Source organism: Streptomyces sp. NPDC093111, from assembly GCF_040683955.1.
Classification (GTDB): Bacteria; Actinomycetota; Actinomycetes; order Streptomycetales; family Streptomycetaceae; genus Streptomyces.
Genome location: NZ_JBFBNW010000037.1, coordinates 1 through 14,556 on the forward strand (window position 1 = coordinate 1; position 14,556 = coordinate 14,556).

Annotated in this window: 13 protein-coding genes; 1 reads left to right on the plus strand and 12 read right to left on the minus strand. The window is 72.0% G+C overall.

Features of this window, described 5'->3' with window-relative positions; translation table 11 throughout:
* Positions 1 to 441: 441 nt before the first annotated feature.
* The 8 genes from pyrF to pyrR all read right to left on the minus strand — a co-directional run bounded on the left by pyrF (position 442) and on the right by pyrR (position 10,431).
* Positions 442 to 1,284, minus strand: coding sequence for an orotidine-5'-phosphate decarboxylase (gene pyrF, locus AB0Q96_RS37960; protein WP_365333799.1), 843 nt, complete (start codon positions 1,282 to 1,284; stop codon positions 442 to 444).
* Between the two features lie 11 nt (positions 1,285 to 1,295).
* Positions 1,296 to 2,405, minus strand: coding sequence for a quinone-dependent dihydroorotate dehydrogenase (locus tag AB0Q96_RS37965; RefSeq protein ID WP_365333736.1), 1,110 nt, complete (start codon positions 2,403 to 2,405; stop codon positions 1,296 to 1,298).
* 80 nt (positions 2,406 to 2,485) lie between these two features.
* Positions 2,486 to 5,794, minus strand: coding sequence for a carbamoyl-phosphate synthase large subunit (carB, locus tag AB0Q96_RS37970; RefSeq protein WP_365333738.1), 3,309 nt, complete (start codon positions 5,792 to 5,794; stop codon positions 2,486 to 2,488).
* Entirely contained in the window at positions 5,787 to 6,941 is a 1,155-nt protein-coding gene (carA, locus tag AB0Q96_RS37975) for a glutamine-hydrolyzing carbamoyl-phosphate synthase small subunit (RefSeq protein ID WP_365333740.1), read from the minus strand. The genes carB and carA overlap by 8 nt, the downstream gene beginning before the upstream one ends.
* On the minus strand, positions 6,938 to 7,510 hold the full coding sequence (locus AB0Q96_RS37980; protein WP_365333742.1) for a hypothetical protein: 573 nt from the start codon (positions 7,508 to 7,510) through the stop codon (positions 6,938 to 6,940). Before AB0Q96_RS37980 ends, carA begins: the two co-directional genes overlap by 4 nt.
* Entirely contained in the window at positions 7,507 to 8,793 is a 1,287-nt protein-coding gene (locus AB0Q96_RS37985; RefSeq protein ID WP_365333743.1) for a dihydroorotase, read from the minus strand. Before AB0Q96_RS37985 ends, AB0Q96_RS37980 begins: the two co-directional genes overlap by 4 nt.
* Positions 8,794 to 8,798: 5 nt before the next feature.
* Complete coding sequence (locus AB0Q96_RS37990) at positions 8,799 to 9,788, minus strand: aspartate carbamoyltransferase catalytic subunit (RefSeq protein WP_365333745.1); 990 nt, start codon at positions 9,786 to 9,788, stop codon at positions 8,799 to 8,801.
* Between the two features lie 82 nt (positions 9,789 to 9,870).
* Entirely contained in the window at positions 9,871 to 10,431 is a 561-nt protein-coding gene (gene pyrR, locus AB0Q96_RS37995) for a bifunctional pyr operon transcriptional regulator/uracil phosphoribosyltransferase PyrR (RefSeq protein ID WP_365333747.1), read from the minus strand.
* 243 nt (positions 10,432 to 10,674) lie between these two features.
* Between pyrR and bldD the strand changes: the two genes are divergently transcribed.
* Positions 10,675 to 11,175, plus strand: a complete 501-nt coding sequence (bldD, locus tag AB0Q96_RS38000) for a transcriptional regulator BldD (RefSeq protein ID WP_189976704.1) — start codon at positions 10,675 to 10,677, stop codon at positions 11,173 to 11,175.
* A gap of 274 nt (positions 11,176 to 11,449) precedes the next feature.
* Here the strand turns inward: bldD and nusB are convergent, their stop codons facing one another.
* The 4 genes from nusB to AB0Q96_RS38020 form a co-directional block, all read right to left on the minus strand.
* Positions 11,450 to 11,887 (minus strand): transcription antitermination factor NusB, encoded by a 438-nt coding sequence (nusB, locus tag AB0Q96_RS38005; RefSeq protein WP_365333749.1) that lies wholly within the window; start codon positions 11,885 to 11,887, stop codon positions 11,450 to 11,452.
* 2 nt (positions 11,888 to 11,889) lie between these two features.
* Complete coding sequence (efp, locus tag AB0Q96_RS38010) at positions 11,890 to 12,456, minus strand: elongation factor P (protein ID WP_361169370.1); 567 nt, start codon at positions 12,454 to 12,456, stop codon at positions 11,890 to 11,892.
* Positions 12,457 to 12,504: 48 nt separating this feature from the next.
* Positions 12,505 to 13,611: an aminopeptidase P family protein gene (locus tag AB0Q96_RS38015; RefSeq protein ID WP_365333751.1), complete on the minus strand. Its 1,107-nt coding sequence runs from the start codon at positions 13,609 to 13,611 to the stop codon at positions 12,505 to 12,507.
* Between the two features lie 109 nt (positions 13,612 to 13,720).
* Positions 13,721 to 14,545 (minus strand): AAA family ATPase, encoded by an 825-nt coding sequence (locus tag AB0Q96_RS38020; RefSeq protein WP_365333753.1) that lies wholly within the window; start codon positions 14,543 to 14,545, stop codon positions 13,721 to 13,723.
* Positions 14,546 to 14,556: the final 11 nt, after the last annotated feature.

Genomic DNA, 14,556 nt, shown 5'->3' on the forward strand with positions numbered 1-14,556 from the left:
GCCCGCGCACGGGTCTTCGGCACAGTCGCCCGCCTCGCGCGAACGGCCGAAGTGCCCTGCGGGGCCGTATCGGATACGGCCCGCGCACGGGTCTTCGAGCCACCTGCGGGGGGCGGCGGCGTGCCCCAGCGGATCTCCACACAGGGCGAGCCGGGCGGCGAGCGACGCGCCGAGGGCGCCACTCACCGCTCCGGCTCGCCCCCGGGTCGCTCCGGCCCTCCCCCAGCCCGCTCGGCTCGCTCGGGGCCCTTTCAGGCTCACTCCAGCCCTCACTGGCTCGCTCGGGCACACCCCGGCCCTCCCCAGCCCGCTCGGGCTCGGCACGTGGCCGGCACGGGGCCGCACGGGCTCGGCACGTGGCCGGCACGGGCCCGCACGGGCTCGGCACGGGCCCGCTCGGGCCCTCCCCGCCCCTCCCGCCCCTCCCCGGAGCCCGGCGTCCTAGCCCGCGACCGCCGCCCGTACCTCGTCGGCGAAGCGGTCCGCCGCGGCGCGGAGCGCGGACGCGTCCGGGCCCTCCTTCAGGACGCCGCGGCTGACGTTCGGGACCACGTTGCGGACGGCCGCGCCGAAGACCGCGGGGAGGTCGGCCGGGGTCGCGCCCTGGGCGCCGATGCCGGGGGCGAGCAGCGGACCGTTGATGTCCAGGTCGAAGGCGGACAGGTCGCCGAGGGTGGCGCCGACGACCGCGCCGAAGGAGCCCATGGGGCTCTCCCCCGCGTTCTCCGCCGCCAGGTGGGCCAGCATCGTCGCGCCGATGGTCCGGCCGTCCTCGCGGACCGCGCGCTGCACCTCGGCGCCCTCGGGGTTCGAGGTGAGGGCGAGCACGAAGAGACCGGCGCCGGACTCGCGGGCCAGGTCGACGGCCGGCTTCAGGGAGCCGTAGCCGAGGTACGGGGAGACCGTGAGCGCGTCCGAGAACAGCGGGGAGTCCTTGCGCAGGAACGCCTCCGCGTAGGCGCCCATCGTGGAGCCGATGTCGCCGCGCTTGGCGTCCATGACCACCAGGCCGCCCGCGGCCCGCAGATCGGCGACGGCGCGCTCCAGGACGGCGATGCCGCGCGAGCCGAAGCGCTCGAAGAAGGCCGCCTGGGGCTTGAAGACGGCCACGGTGCCGGCCAGGGCCTCCACGACGGTGTACGTGAAGCGCTCCAGGCCCGCGATGTCGTCCGCCAGGCCCCAGGAGCTCAGCAGGCCCGCGTGCGGGTCGATGCCGACGCACAGGGGGCCGCGCTCGTCCATGGCGGCGCGCAGGCGGGCGCCGAACGGGGCCAGGTTCTCCAGGGTCGCTTCGGTCACTTCTCGGCCTTTCGGTGGGCGGCGCCGACGGCCTCGGCGAGGGTGGCGTACGGGGAGGCGGCCAGGCGCGCGGCGAGGCCCTTGTGGATCGCGCGGGCGTAGAACGGGCCCTCGTAGATGAAGGCGCTGTAGCCCTGGATCAGGGTGGCGCCGGCGAGGATCCGCTGCCAGGCGTCCTCGGCGTTCTCGATGCCGCCGACGCCGATCAGGACGATCCGGTCGCCCACGCGCGCGTAGAGGCGGCTCAGGACCTCCAGGGAGCGCTGCTTGACGGGAGCGCCGGACAGTCCGCCGGTCTCCTTGACCAGCGCGGGGTCGGAGGTCAGGCCGAGGCCCTCGCGGGCGATGGTGGTGTTGGTGGCGATGATGCCGTCGAGGCCGAGCTCCAGGGCCAGGTCGGCGACGGCGTCCACGTCCTCGTCGGCGAGGTCGGGGGCGATCTTGACCAGGAGCGGGACGCGGCGGTCGGTGACGGCGCGGTCGGCGGCCTCGCGGACGGCGGTCAGGAGCGGGCGCAGCGACTCGGTGGCCTGGAGGTTGCGCAGGCCCGGGGTGTTCGGCGAGGAGACGTTGACGACCAGGTAGTCGGCGTGGCGGGCGAGCCGCTCGGTGGACTTCACGTAGTCGGCGGCGGCCTCGGCCTCGGGCACGACCTTGGTCTTGCCGATGTTGACGCCCACGACGGTCCGGAAGACCGCGTCGCGGGCCGCCAGGCGGTCCGCCACGGCCGCCGAGCCCTCGTTGTTGAAGCCCATGCGGTTGATCAGGGCGCGGTCCGGGACCAGCCGGAAGAGGCGCTTCTTGGGGTTGCCGGGCTGCGCCTCGCCGGTGACGGTGCCGATCTCGACGTGGTCGAAGCCGAGCATGGCCATGCCGTCGATGGCGACGGCGTTCTTGTCGAAGCCGGCGGCGAGGCCGAAGGGGCCGTGCATGCGCAGGCCCAGGGCCTCGGTGCGCAGCTCCTTGTACCGGGGGGCGAGGACGGCCGCGACGAAGGTGCGCAGGACCGGGGTGCGAGCGGCGAGCCGGATCCAGCGGAAGGCCAGGTAGTGGGCCTTCTCGGGGTCCATCCGCTTGAAGATCAGGTTGAAGAAGAGCTTGTACATCGTCCGAGATATCCCTTGTGCGCTCATGAAGAGGGGGACACCGCGGGTGTTGCCGGTGTCCCCCTGCTTCGTACGGGCTGCTAGTCGCGGGCCGCGGTCAGCTGCTCCGCGTGCTCCTGGAGCGAGCGGACGCCCACGTCTCCGTGGTTGAGGGCGTCGATGCCCTGGACCGCCGCCGCCAGCGCCTGGACCGTGGTCAGGCAGGGAACGGAGCGGGCCACCGCCGCCGTACGGATCTCGTAGCCGTCGAGGCGGCCGCCGGTGCCGTACGGGGTGTTGACGATCAGGTCGACCTGGCCGTCGTGGATGAGCTGGACGATGGTCTTCTCGCCGTTCGGCCCCTCGCCCTCGGACTGCTTGCGCACGACGGTGGCGTTGATGCCGTTGCGCTTGAGGACCTCGGCGGTGCCGGAGGTGGCCATCAGCTCGAAGCCGTGGGCGACGAGCTCACGGGCCGGGAAGATCATCGAGCGCTTGTCGCGGTTGGCGACGGAGATGAACGCGCGGCCCTTGGTGGGCAGCGGGCCGTAGGCGCCGGCCTGCGACTTGGCGTACGCCGTGCCGAAGACGTTGTCGATGCCCATGACCTCGCCGGTGGAGCGCATCTCCGGGCCGAGGACGGTGTCCACGCCGCGGCCGTGGATGTCGCGGAAGCGCGACCACGGCATCACGGCCTCCTTGACGGAGATCGGCGCGTCGAGCGGCAGGGTGCCGCCGTCGCCGGTCTTCGGCAGCAGGCCCTCGGCGCGCAGCTCGGCGATGGTGGCGCCCAGCGAGATGCGGGCGGCGGCCTTCGCGAGCGGCACCGCGGTCGCCTTCGAGGTGAAGGGGACCGTGCGGGAGGCGCGCGGGTTGGCCTCCAGGACGTACAGGATGTCGCCGGCCATCGCGAACTGGATGTTGATCAGGCCGCGCACGCCGACGCCCTTGGCGATGGCCTCGGTGGAGGCGCGCAGGCGCTTGATGTCGAAACCGCCGAGGGTGATCGGGGGCAGGGCGCAGGCCGAGTCGCCGGAGTGGATGCCGGCCTCCTCGATGTGCTCCATGACACCGCCGAGGTAGAGCTCCTCGCCGTCGTAGAGCGCGTCGACGTCGATCTCGATGGCGTCGTCGAGGAAGCGGTCGACGAGGACCGGGCGGGTCGGGGAGATCTCGGTGGACTCGGCGATGTACGACTCCAGGCGCGCCTCGTCGTAGACGATCTCCATGCCGCGGCCGCCGAGCACGTACGAGGGGCGTACGAGGACGGGGTAGCCGATCTCGTCGGCGATGGCCTTGGCGCCGGCGAAGGTGGTGGCGGTGCCGTGCTTCGGCGCGGGCAGCCCGGCCTCGGCGAGCACCTGGCCGAAGGCACCGCGGTCCTCGGCGGCGTGGATGGCCTCCGGGGAGGTGCCGACGACCGGCACGCCGTTGTCCTTGAGCGCCTGGGCGAGGCCCAGCGGGGTCTGGCCGCCGAGCTGGACGACGACACCGGCGATCGGGCCCGCGAGGGACTCGGCGTGGACGATCTCCAGCACGTCCTCGAGCGTCAGCGGCTCGAAGTACAGGCGGTCGGAGGTGTCGTAGTCCGTCGAGACGGTCTCGGGGTTGCAGTTGACCATCACGGTCTCGTAGCCGGCGTCGCTGAGCGCGAAGGAGGCGTGGACGCAGGAGTAGTCGAACTCGATGCCCTGGCCGATGCGGTTCGGGCCGGAGCCCAGGATGATCACCGCGGGCTTCTCGCGCGGCGCGACCTCGCTCTCCTCGTCGTACGAGGAGTAGAAGTACGGGGTGTTGGCGGCGAACTCGGCGGCGCAGGTGTCGACCGTCTTGTAGACCGGGCGGACGCCGAGGGCGTGCCGGACCTCGCGGACGACGTCCTCGCGCAGGCCGCGGATCTCGGCGATCTGGGCGTCGGAGAAGCCGTGGCGCTTGGCCTCGGCGAGGAGCTCGGGCTCCAGCTTCTCGGCGCCGGCCAGGTCGTCGGCGATCTCCTTGATGAGGAAGAGCTGGTCGACGAACCAGGGGTCGATCTTGGTGGCCTCGAAGACCTCCTCGGGGGTGGCGCCCGCGCGGATGGCCTCCATGACGGTGTTGATCCGGCCGTCGGTGGGGCGGACCGCCTCGCGGAGCAGCTCGGCCTTGTCGCCGGTCTCGCCGGTGAAGGCGAACTGCGAGCCCTTCTTCTCCAGGGAGCGCAGGGCCTTCTGGAGCGCCTCGGTGAAGTTGCGGCCGATCGCCATGGCCTCGCCGACCGACTTCATGGTCGTGGTCAGCGTGGAGTCGGCGGCCGGGAACTTCTCGAAGGCGAAGCGCGGGGCCTTGACGACGACGTAGTCGAGGGTCGGCTCGAAGGAGGCCGGCGTCTTCTCGGTGATGTCGTTGGGGATCTCGTCCAGCGTGTAGCCGACGGCGAGCCGGGCCGCGATCTTGGCGATCGGGAAGCCGGTCGCCTTGGAGGCGAGCGCGGAGGAGCGGGAGACGCGCGGGTTCATCTCGATGACGATGATCCGGCCGTCGACCGGGTCGATCGCGAACTGGATGTTGCAGCCGCCGGTGTCGACGCCGACCTCGCGGATGATCGCGATGCCGATGTCGCGGAGCCGCTGGTACTCGCGGTCGGTGAGCGTCATCGCCGGGGCGACGGTGATCGAGTCACCGGTGTGGACGCCCATGGGGTCGAAGTTCTCGATGGAGCAGACGACCACGACGTTGTCGTTCTTGTCGCGCATCAGCTCCAGCTCGTACTCCTTCCAGCCGAGGATGGACTCCTCCAGGAGCACCTCGGTGGTCGGGGAGAGCGTGAGGCCCTGGCCGGCGATGCGGCGCAGCTCCTCCTCGTCGTGGGCGAAGCCGGAGCCGGCGCCGCCCATGGTGAAGGAGGGGCGCACGACGACGGGGTAGCCGCCGAGGGTGTCGACGCCCTTGAGGACGTCGTCCATGGAGTGGCAGATGACCGAGCGGGCGGACTCGCCGTAGCCGATCTTGGCCTTGACGGCCTCGACGACGCCCTTGAAGAGGTCGCGGTCCTCGCCCTTGTGGATGGCCTCGACGTTGGCGCCGATGAGCTCGACGCCGTACTTCTCCAGGACGCCCTGCTCGTGCATGGAGATCGCGGTGTTGAGCGCGGTCTGGCCGCCGAGGGTGGGCAGGAGGGCGTCGGGGCGCTCCTTGGCGATGATCTTCTCGACGAACTCGGGGGTGATCGGCTCGACGTACGTGGCGTCGGCGATCTCCGGGTCGGTCATGATCGTGGCCGGGTTGGAGTTCACCAGGATGACCCGCAGGCCCTCGGCCTTGAGGATGCGGCAGGCCTGGGTACCGGAGTAGTCGAACTCGGCTGCCTGGCCGATGACGATCGGGCCGGAGCCGATGACCAGGACGGACTGGATATCGGTGCGCTTAGGCACGCTCGGCCTCCAGGGCGGTGTTCATGAGCGAAGTGAAGCGGTCGAAGAGGTACGCGGCGTCGTGCGGGCCCGCGGCCGCCTCGGGGTGGTACTGGACGGAGAAGGCCGGCTGGTCGAGCAGCTGGAGACCCTCCACGACGTCGTCGTTCAGGCAGACGTGGGAGACCTCGACCCGCCCGAAGGGGGTGTCGGAGACCTTGTCGAGGGGCGCGTCGACGGCGAAGCCGTGGTTGTGCGCGGTGACCTCGACCTTGCCGGTGGTGCGGTCCTGGACGGGCTGGTTGATGCCCCGGTGGCCGTACTTCAGCTTGTAGGTGCCGAAGCCGAGCGCGCGGCCCAGGATCTGGTTGCCGAAGCAGATGCCGAAGAGCGGGGTCTTGCGGCGCAGGACCTCCTGCATGACGGCGACGGGGCCGTCGGCGGTGGCCGGGTCGCCCGGGCCGTTGGAGAAGAACACGCCGTCGGGGTTGACGGCGTAGACGTCCTCGGCGGTGGCGGTGGCGGGCAGCACATGGACCTCGATGCCGCGCTCGGCCATCCGGTGCGGGGTCATGCCCTTGATGCCGAGGTCGACGGCGGCGACGGTGAACTTCTTCTCGCCGATCGCGGGGACGACGTACGTCTCCTTGGTGGCGACCTCGGCGGAGAGGTCCGCGCCCTTCATCTCGGGCTGCTGGCGGACCTCGGCCAGCATGGTGCCCTCGTCGGGGAGCGCGCTGCCGGAGAAGATGCCGACGCGCATGGCGCCGCTCTCGCGCAGGTGGCGGGTGAGGGCGCGGGTGTCGATGCCCTGGATGCCGACGACGCCCTGCTGCCGCAGCTCCTCGTCGAGGGAGCGGCGGGCGCGCCAGTTGGAGGAGACGCGTGCGGGGTCGCGGACGACGTAGCCGGCGACCCAGATGCGGGACGACTCGGGGTCCTCGTCGTTGACGCCGGTGTTGCCCACGTGGGGGGCGGTCATCACGACGACCTGGCGGTGGTACGACGGGTCGGTGAGGGTCTCCTGGTAGCCGGTCATGCCGGTGGAGAACACGGCCTCGCCGAAGGTCTCCCCCACGGCCCCGTAGGCGCGGCCGCGGAAGATGCGGCCGTCCTCCAGGACGAGTACGGCGGGAACCTTGGAGGCTCCCCTTGTGGAGGTCGTCATCGTGCGCCTTCCGTCGTGTTTGCGTGGTTCGTGGTGCTCATGGAGTTGATCGCCTCGACCCAGGCGGCGTGATCGGCCGCCCGGTCGGAGCGGAAGCCGGAGTCGAGCAGCGTGTCGCCGTGCGTCCAGGTGACGACCAGGAGGCCGCCCTCGGTGAGGACCTTGCCGGCGATGCCCTTGTCCAGCCGGGCCTCGCGCAGGGCGTGGGCCGGGATGAGGAAGTCGTTCGCGCCGGGGCGGACGACCGCGACGCCCTGGTCCGTCAGGGTGAGCTCGGCCCGGCTGCGGACGCCCAGGCCGTGGGCGACGATCCGGTCGAGCCAGTGCCCGGCGGTGGTGGAGCCGTGGTAGCGGCCGGCCAGTGCGAGCCGGGCCTCACCGGGTGCCTCGGGCAGCTCGGGGAGGGCCGGCAGGCCGGACTGGAGGCTGCCGCGCCACTTCCATCCCTGGCGCATCAGCCAGTAGACGAAGGCGACGAAGAGCAGCAGTCCCGCGACCCAGCCGATGCGGCCGGCCCAGTCGGTGACCTCGGCGGACTTCTGCTCGGCCAGTTGAATGAGTGGTGTCACGCCAGCTTCCCGTCGACGAGCGTTGCCCGGCCCCGCAGGAACGTGTGGGTGACGCGCCCCGGCAGCTCGCGGCCCTCGTAGGGGGTGTTGCGGCTGCGGGAGGCGAAGTCGGCGGGGTCCACGACACCACGGTAAGCCGGATCGACCAGCGTCAGGTTGGCGGGCTCACCTGCCGAGACGGGGCGGCCGTGCTCCTTGGCCTGTCCGATCCGGGCCGGATTGACGGACATCCGGTCGGCGACGCCGGCCCAGTCGAGCAGTCCGGTCTCCACCATCGTCTGCTGGACGACGGACAGGGCGGTCTCCAGGCCGACCATGCCCATGGCGGCCGCGGCCCACTCGCAGTCCTTGTCCTCGTGCGGGTGCGGGGCGTGGTCGGTGGCGACGATGTCGATGGTGCCGTCGGCGAGGGCCTCGCGCAGCGCCATGACGTCCCGCTCGGTGCGCAGCGGCGGGTTCACCTTGTAGACCGGGTTGTACGTCCGTACGAGCTCGTCCGTGAGGAGCAGGTGGTGCGGGGTGACCTCGGCGGTGACGTCGATGCCGCGGGACTTGGCCCAGCGGACGATCTCGACGGAGCCGGCCGTGGAGAGGTGGCAGATGTGGACGCGGGAGCCGACGTGCTCGGCGAGCAGGACGTCGCGGGCGATGATCGACTCCTCGGCGACGGCCGGCCAGCCGCCCAGGCCGAGCTCGGCGGAGACGATGCCCTCGTTCATCTGGGCGCCCTCGGTGAGGCGGGGCTCCTGGGCGTGCTGGGCGACGACGCCGCCGAAGGCCTTCACGTACTCCAGGGCGCGGCGCATGATCACGGCGTCGTCGACGCACTTGCCGTCGTCGGAGAAGACGGTGACGCCGGCGGCGGAGTCGTGCATGGCGCCGAGCTCGGCCAGCTTCTTGCCCTCCAGGCCGACGGTGACGGCGCCGATGGGCTGCACGTCGCAGTAGCCGTGCTCGCGGCCGAGGCGGTAGACCTGCTCGACGACGCCGGCGGTGTCGGCGACCGGGTGGGTGTTGGCCATGGCGAAGACGGCCGTGTAGCCACCGGAGGCGGCGGCCCGGGTGCCGGTGAGGACGGTCTCGGAGTCCTCGCGGCCCGGCTCGCGCAGGTGGGTGTGCAGGTCGACGAGGCCCGGCAGCAGGATCCGGCCCTCGGCCTCGATCACCTGCGCGCCCTCGGCCGACAGGCCGGTGCCGACCTCGGCGATGGTCTCGCCGTCGATCAGGACGTCCTGCGCCTCGCCACCGAGCACCTTCGCACCACGGATCAGGATCTTGCTCATGGGGTTCAGTTCTCCTCGGTGCGGGGGGTGGCGGGGGCGGCGGGGGCGGCGGGCTCGGAGCCGCCGAGCAGCAGGTAGAGCACGGCCATGCGGATGGAGACGCCGTTGGCGACCTGCTCGACGACCGTGCAGCGGTCGGAGTCGGCGACCTCGGCGGTGATCTCCATGCCGCGGACCATGGGCCCGGGGTGCATGACGATGGCGTGCTCGGGCATCTTGGCCATCCGCTCGCCGTTCAGCCCGTAGCGGCGCGAGTACTCGCGCTCGGTCGGGAAGAAGGCGGCGTTCATCCGCTCGCGCTGCACACGCAGCATCATCACCGCGTCGGACTTCGGCAGCACGCCGTCGAGGTCGTACGAGACCTCGCAGGGCCAGGTCTCCACGCCGACGGGGACCAGGGTGGGCGGGGCCACCAGGGTGACCTCGGCGCCGAGGGTGTGCAGCAGGTCGACGTTGGAGCGGGCGACCCGGCTGTGCAGGACGTCGCCGACGAGCGTGATGCGCTTGCCGTCCAGGTCCTTGCCGAGGCCGGTGTCGCGGCCGACCAGGCGGCGGCGCATGGTGAAGGCGTCCAGGAGGGCCTGGGTGGGGTGCTGGTGGGTGCCGTCGCCCGCGTTGATGACGGGGGCGTCGATCCAGCCGGAGGTGGCCAGGCGGTACGGGGCGCCGGAGGCGCTGTGCCGGATGACGACGGCGTCGACGCCCATCGCCTCCAGGGTCTGCGCGGTGTCCTTGAGGGACTCGCCCTTGGAGACGCTGGAGCCCTTGGCCGCGAAGTTGATCACATCGGCGGAGAGGCGCTTCTCGGCGGCCTCGAAGGAGATCCGGGTGCGGGTGGAGTCCTCGAAGAAGAGGTTGCAGATCGTGCGGCCGCGCAGGGTCGGCAGCTTCCTGATCGGCCGGTCGGCCACCCGGGCCATCTCCTCGGCGGTGTCGAGGATGAGGACGGCGTCGTCGCGGGTGAGGTCGGCGGCCGAGATGAGGTGACGCATCATCGGGGTTTCTCTCCGGGGTGGGGAGGGTGAGGGCATGCGGGTGCGCAGGGCTGTGCCCCGGACCCGTCGGGGGCCGGTCCGGCTAGGAGGCGGGCTTGCTGCCGAGCAGCACGGTGTCGCGACCGTCCTCCTCGGCGAGCTGGACCTTGACCGTCTCCCGCAGCGACGTGGGGAGGTTCTTGCCGACGTAGTCGGCGCGGATCGGGAGCTCGCGGTGGCCGCGGTCGACGAGGACGGCGAGCTGGACGGCGCGGGGGCGGCCGATGTCGCCGAGGGCGTCGAGGGCGGCGCGGATGGTGCGGCCGGAGAAGAGCACGTCGTCGACGAGGACGACCAGGCGGCCGTCGATGCCGTCACCCGGGATCTCGGTGCGGCCGAGGGCGCGCGCCGGCTTCATCCGCAGGTCGTCGCGGTACATCGTGATGTCGAGGGAGCCGACCGGGATCTTGGCGCCGGTGATCGATTCCAGCTTCTCGGCCAGCCGGCGGGCGAGGTACACACCGCGGGTCGGAATGCCGAGGAGGACCACGTCGTCGGCACCTTTGGCGCGCTCGACGATCTCGTGGGCGATGCGGGTCAGGACCCGCGCGATGTCCGGGGCCTCGAGAACGGGCCGGGCATCGGTGTGCTGCTGTGCGTCCATATGAAACGGACCTCCTTCTCCGCCTCACGGGACGGACCTTAAAGGACGTCGGAATTGCGCCATCCACACTACCAGGGGCGGGCCGGTGCCCTGCTCACCCCCCTGGCGCCGCTCCGGTCCCGTCCCCCGGGAGGGGGCGGTATGGACCATTCGGCTTGACGGGAGAGTGTCACGCTGCGTAACCTCACAGTGAGTTACCAGCCGCGCGGCACCGCCGCAATCGTCACAGCGTCCGGGAGCGTTATGTCCAGCGAATACGCAAAGCAGCTCGGGGCCAAACTCCGTGCGATCCGCACCCAGCAGGGCCTTTCCCTCCACGGTGTGGAGGAGAAGTCCCAGGGCCGCTGGAAGGCGGTCGTGGTCGGTTCTTACGAGCGTGGTGACCGCGCCGTGACCGTACAGCGTCTGGCCGAGCTGGCGGACTTCTACGGGGTCCCGGTGCAGGAGCTGCTGCCGGGCACCACGCCGGGCGGGGCCGCCGAGCCGCCGCCGAAGCTGGTCCTGGACCTGGAGCGCCTCGCCCACGTCCCCGCCGAGAAGGCCGGCCCGCTCCAGCGCTACGCGGCGACCATCCAGTCGCAGCGCGGCGACTACAACGGCAAGGTGCTGTCGATCCGCCAGGACGACCTGCGCACCCTCGCCGTCATCTACGACCAGTCCCCCTCGGTCCTCACCGAGCAGCTGATCAGCTGGGGCGTCCTGGACGCGGACGCGCGCCGCGCCGTCGCCCACGAGGAGAACTGACCCCCTGCGGGTCGGAAAGCCTCATACCAGCGCAGAAACGTGCCGCCGGGCCCCCGGGAGTCGCTCCGACTCTCGGGGGCCCGGTGCGTTCCCGCAGGGCGCCTGAGGGCCTGCCTGGCGCCGCCGCCACCCACACGGCGCTCCGGCCGGCCGGAGCACGGTCGGCGGCGAGCACGATCGGCCGGAGCACGGCGAAGGGGCCCGCAGCACCAGTGGTGCTGCGGGCCCCTTCGACTGCCGTGGGAACGGCTGCGGGCCTGGGCCGGGTGTGGGACTAGGCGTCCGCGTCCCGGCGAAGGCGCGGCTTCAGGTCCTTGAAGCGGCCGAGCAGACCGTTGACGAAGGCCGGCGACTCGTCCGTGGAGAACTCCTTGGCGAGCTGCACCGCCTCGTCGATCGCCACCGCGTCCGGGGTGCCGTCCTCCCAGATCAGCTCGTACGCGCCGAGGCGCACGATGTTCCGGTCGGCGACGGGCATCCGGTCGAGGTCCCAGTCCACCGCGTAGGTCGCGATGAGCTCGTCGATGCGCGCCACGTGCGAGGAGTACCCCTCGACCAGCTGCATGGTGAACTCGTTGACCGGCGGCTGGTGGTCGTCCGACCGGGCGAACCGGACCTGGTCCGCGAGGACTGCCTGGACCGAGGTGCCGCGCTGGTCGGCCTCGAACAGGATCTGGAAGGCCCGCCTGCGGGCCTTGCTCCGGGCAGCCACGGTTAGCTGTTCACCCGGCCGAGGTAGGCGCTGGAGCGGGTGTCGACCTTGACCTTCTCACCGGTGGTGATGAAGAGCGGGACCTGGATCTGGTGACCGGTCTCCAGGGTGGCGGGCTTGGTGCCACCGGTGGAGCGGTCGCCCTGGACGCCCGGCTCGGTCTCCTGGATCACGAGCTCGACGGCGGCCGGCAGCTCCACGTAGAGCACCTCGCCCTCGTGCTGCGCGACCGAGGCGGTGAAGCCCTCGATCAGGAAGTTGGCGGTGTCGCCGACGTTCTTCCGGTCGATGTGCAGCTGGTCGTAGGTCTCCATGTCCATGAAGACGAAGTACTCGCCGTCCATGTAGGAGAACTGCATGTCACGGCGGTCGATGGTGGCGGTGTCGACCTTCGTACCAGCGTTGAAGGTCTTGTCGACGACCTTGCCGGAGAGCACGTGCTTGAGCTTGGTGCGCACGAAGGCGGGGCCCTTGCCGGGCTTGACGTGCTGGAACTCGACGACGGACCAGAGCTGGCCCCCGTCGAGCTTGAGCACCATGCCGTTCTTGAGGTCGTTCGTGGAAGCCACGGTTGCGGAATCTCCTGGACTGACGTGGACCTGGGAGGCGTACGCGCCCTACAGCGCGAGCAGCTCCTTGGTCGTGATGGTGAGTAGCTCGGGTCCGCCGTCCGCCTCCTGGCGTACGACGAGCGTGTCATCGATCCGGACCCCGCCCCGGCCCGGGAGGTGGACCCCCGGTTCGACGGTGACCGGCACACAAGCGTCCAGTTTACCCATGGCCGCGGGTGCCAGCTGCGGGTCCTCGTCGATTTCCAGGCCCACGCCGTGCCCGGTGAGGGGTGCGCTGGCGTCTCCGTGGCCCCCCGCGACGAGAATCTGCCGGGCCGCGCGGTCGACGTCGCGGTACTCGGCGCCGGGTGCGAGGGCCTCCCGGCCGGCCCGCTGAGCGGCGAAGACGAGGTCGTACAGCTCGATCTGCCAGTCGGCGGGAGTGGTCCCGATGACGAAGGTACGACCGATCTCACAGCGGTAGCCGCGATAGTTGGCGCCGAGGCAGACGGACAGGAAGTCGCCCTCCTCGACCCGCCGGTCGGTGGGCCGGTGCCCGGCCCGCCCGGAGTGCGGCCCGGTGGCCACGGAGGTGCGGAAGGCGGGGCCGTCGGCGCCGTGGTCGACGAGCCGCCGCTCCAGCTCCAGGGCGAGGTGCCGCTCGGTCCTGCCGACCAGGATGGACTCCAGGAGCTCGCCGAGGGCCTGGTCGGCGATCTCGGCGGCGATCCGCAGACAGGCGATCTCGTCCTCGTCCTTGACGATCCGCAGCTGTTCGACGCCGCTCGACAGGTCGGCGAGGCGCAGTCCGGGGGCGACGGAGCCCATGGCCCGGTGGCGGGCGACGGTCAGGTGGTGCTCCTCGACGGCGAGGCCGTCCGCCCCGGCCTTGCGGGCGAAGTCGACGGCCGCGACCGCCGGATCGCCGCCGCCGGTGGGCAGCAGCAGCTGGCGCAGCAGCTCGTCGAGCCGCCCGTCGGCGGGATCGGTGCCCGGGGCGGTCGGGCAGAGCAGCACGTCCTCCTCGGGGCCGAGCAGCAGCACCGCCCCGGCGGGTGAACCGCCGGTGAGATAGCGGACGTTGGCGGGACGGGAGACCAGGGCCGCCGAGCTGCCCGCGGCCGCACACCGGTCGCGCAGCCGCACCCGGCGGTCCGCATACACCTCTGACATGTTCCGAGCGTACGAGGGGCCGGGCGCCCCGGCCTGTTCAGCGGGTCCGACCGGGCGGGCCCGCCGTCCCCGGCGACGGCCCGCCGGCCCGTCCGGGGCCGCCGCGCCCTCAGCCCGTCTGGGGGTTCGCGATCGCGCGGGCCAGGACGTCGTCGAGGACGCGGGCGGTGGTCTCCACGTCGTACGTGGAGTTGTCGATGATCGGCAGGCCGGAGCCGTACCAGCCGGCCATCCGGCCGTGGATGGCGGCGACCTCCTCGTCCGAGAGGCGCCGGTTGCCGCTGCGCTCGGCGTTGCGCTCCAGGACGATGTCGAGGCCGGGCAGCAGGACGACGGGGAGCAGGCCGGGGCCGACGTGGCGCTTCCAGCCGCCGAGGCCGACGACGGGCCAGTCGGGGAAGACGGCGTCGTCGAGGATGCAGGAGATGCCGTTGGCGAGGAAGTTGCGGGCGGCGAAGCCGCAGGTGCGGCGGGCGAGGCGGTACTGGGCCTCGGAGTTCTCGTTCCACCCGGCCTGCGGGTCGGCGAAGCCGGAGCAGACCCATTCACGCACGTCGTCGAGGCTGATGTGGGCGGTCGGGACGTGCCGGCGCCGCGCCCAGTGGCGGGCGACGGTGGTCTTTCCGGCGCCGGCCGGTCCGATGAGCAGCACGGCGAGGGTGGCGGTCCCGGTGCCGGTCACCATCGGCGGCATCGCCGTGTGGGCGGTGACGGGGGCGCTCGTCCAGCCGGGTGCGGGCGGCGGGCCCTGCGGCGGTCCGGGCGGCGGCGCGGCCTGCGCGGAGGGGTAGGGGTAGTGCTGCGGCGGGGCGGGCGGAACGGGGGGAGGCGCGCCCTGGGCGGCTCCGGGCGCGTGGGCCCGCGGGGCGTGCGCCCAGGCCGAGGGGTCGGCGGGCTGGTGCGGTGGCGACGGAGCCCCCATTCCGTGCTGCATCCCGGTGCCCA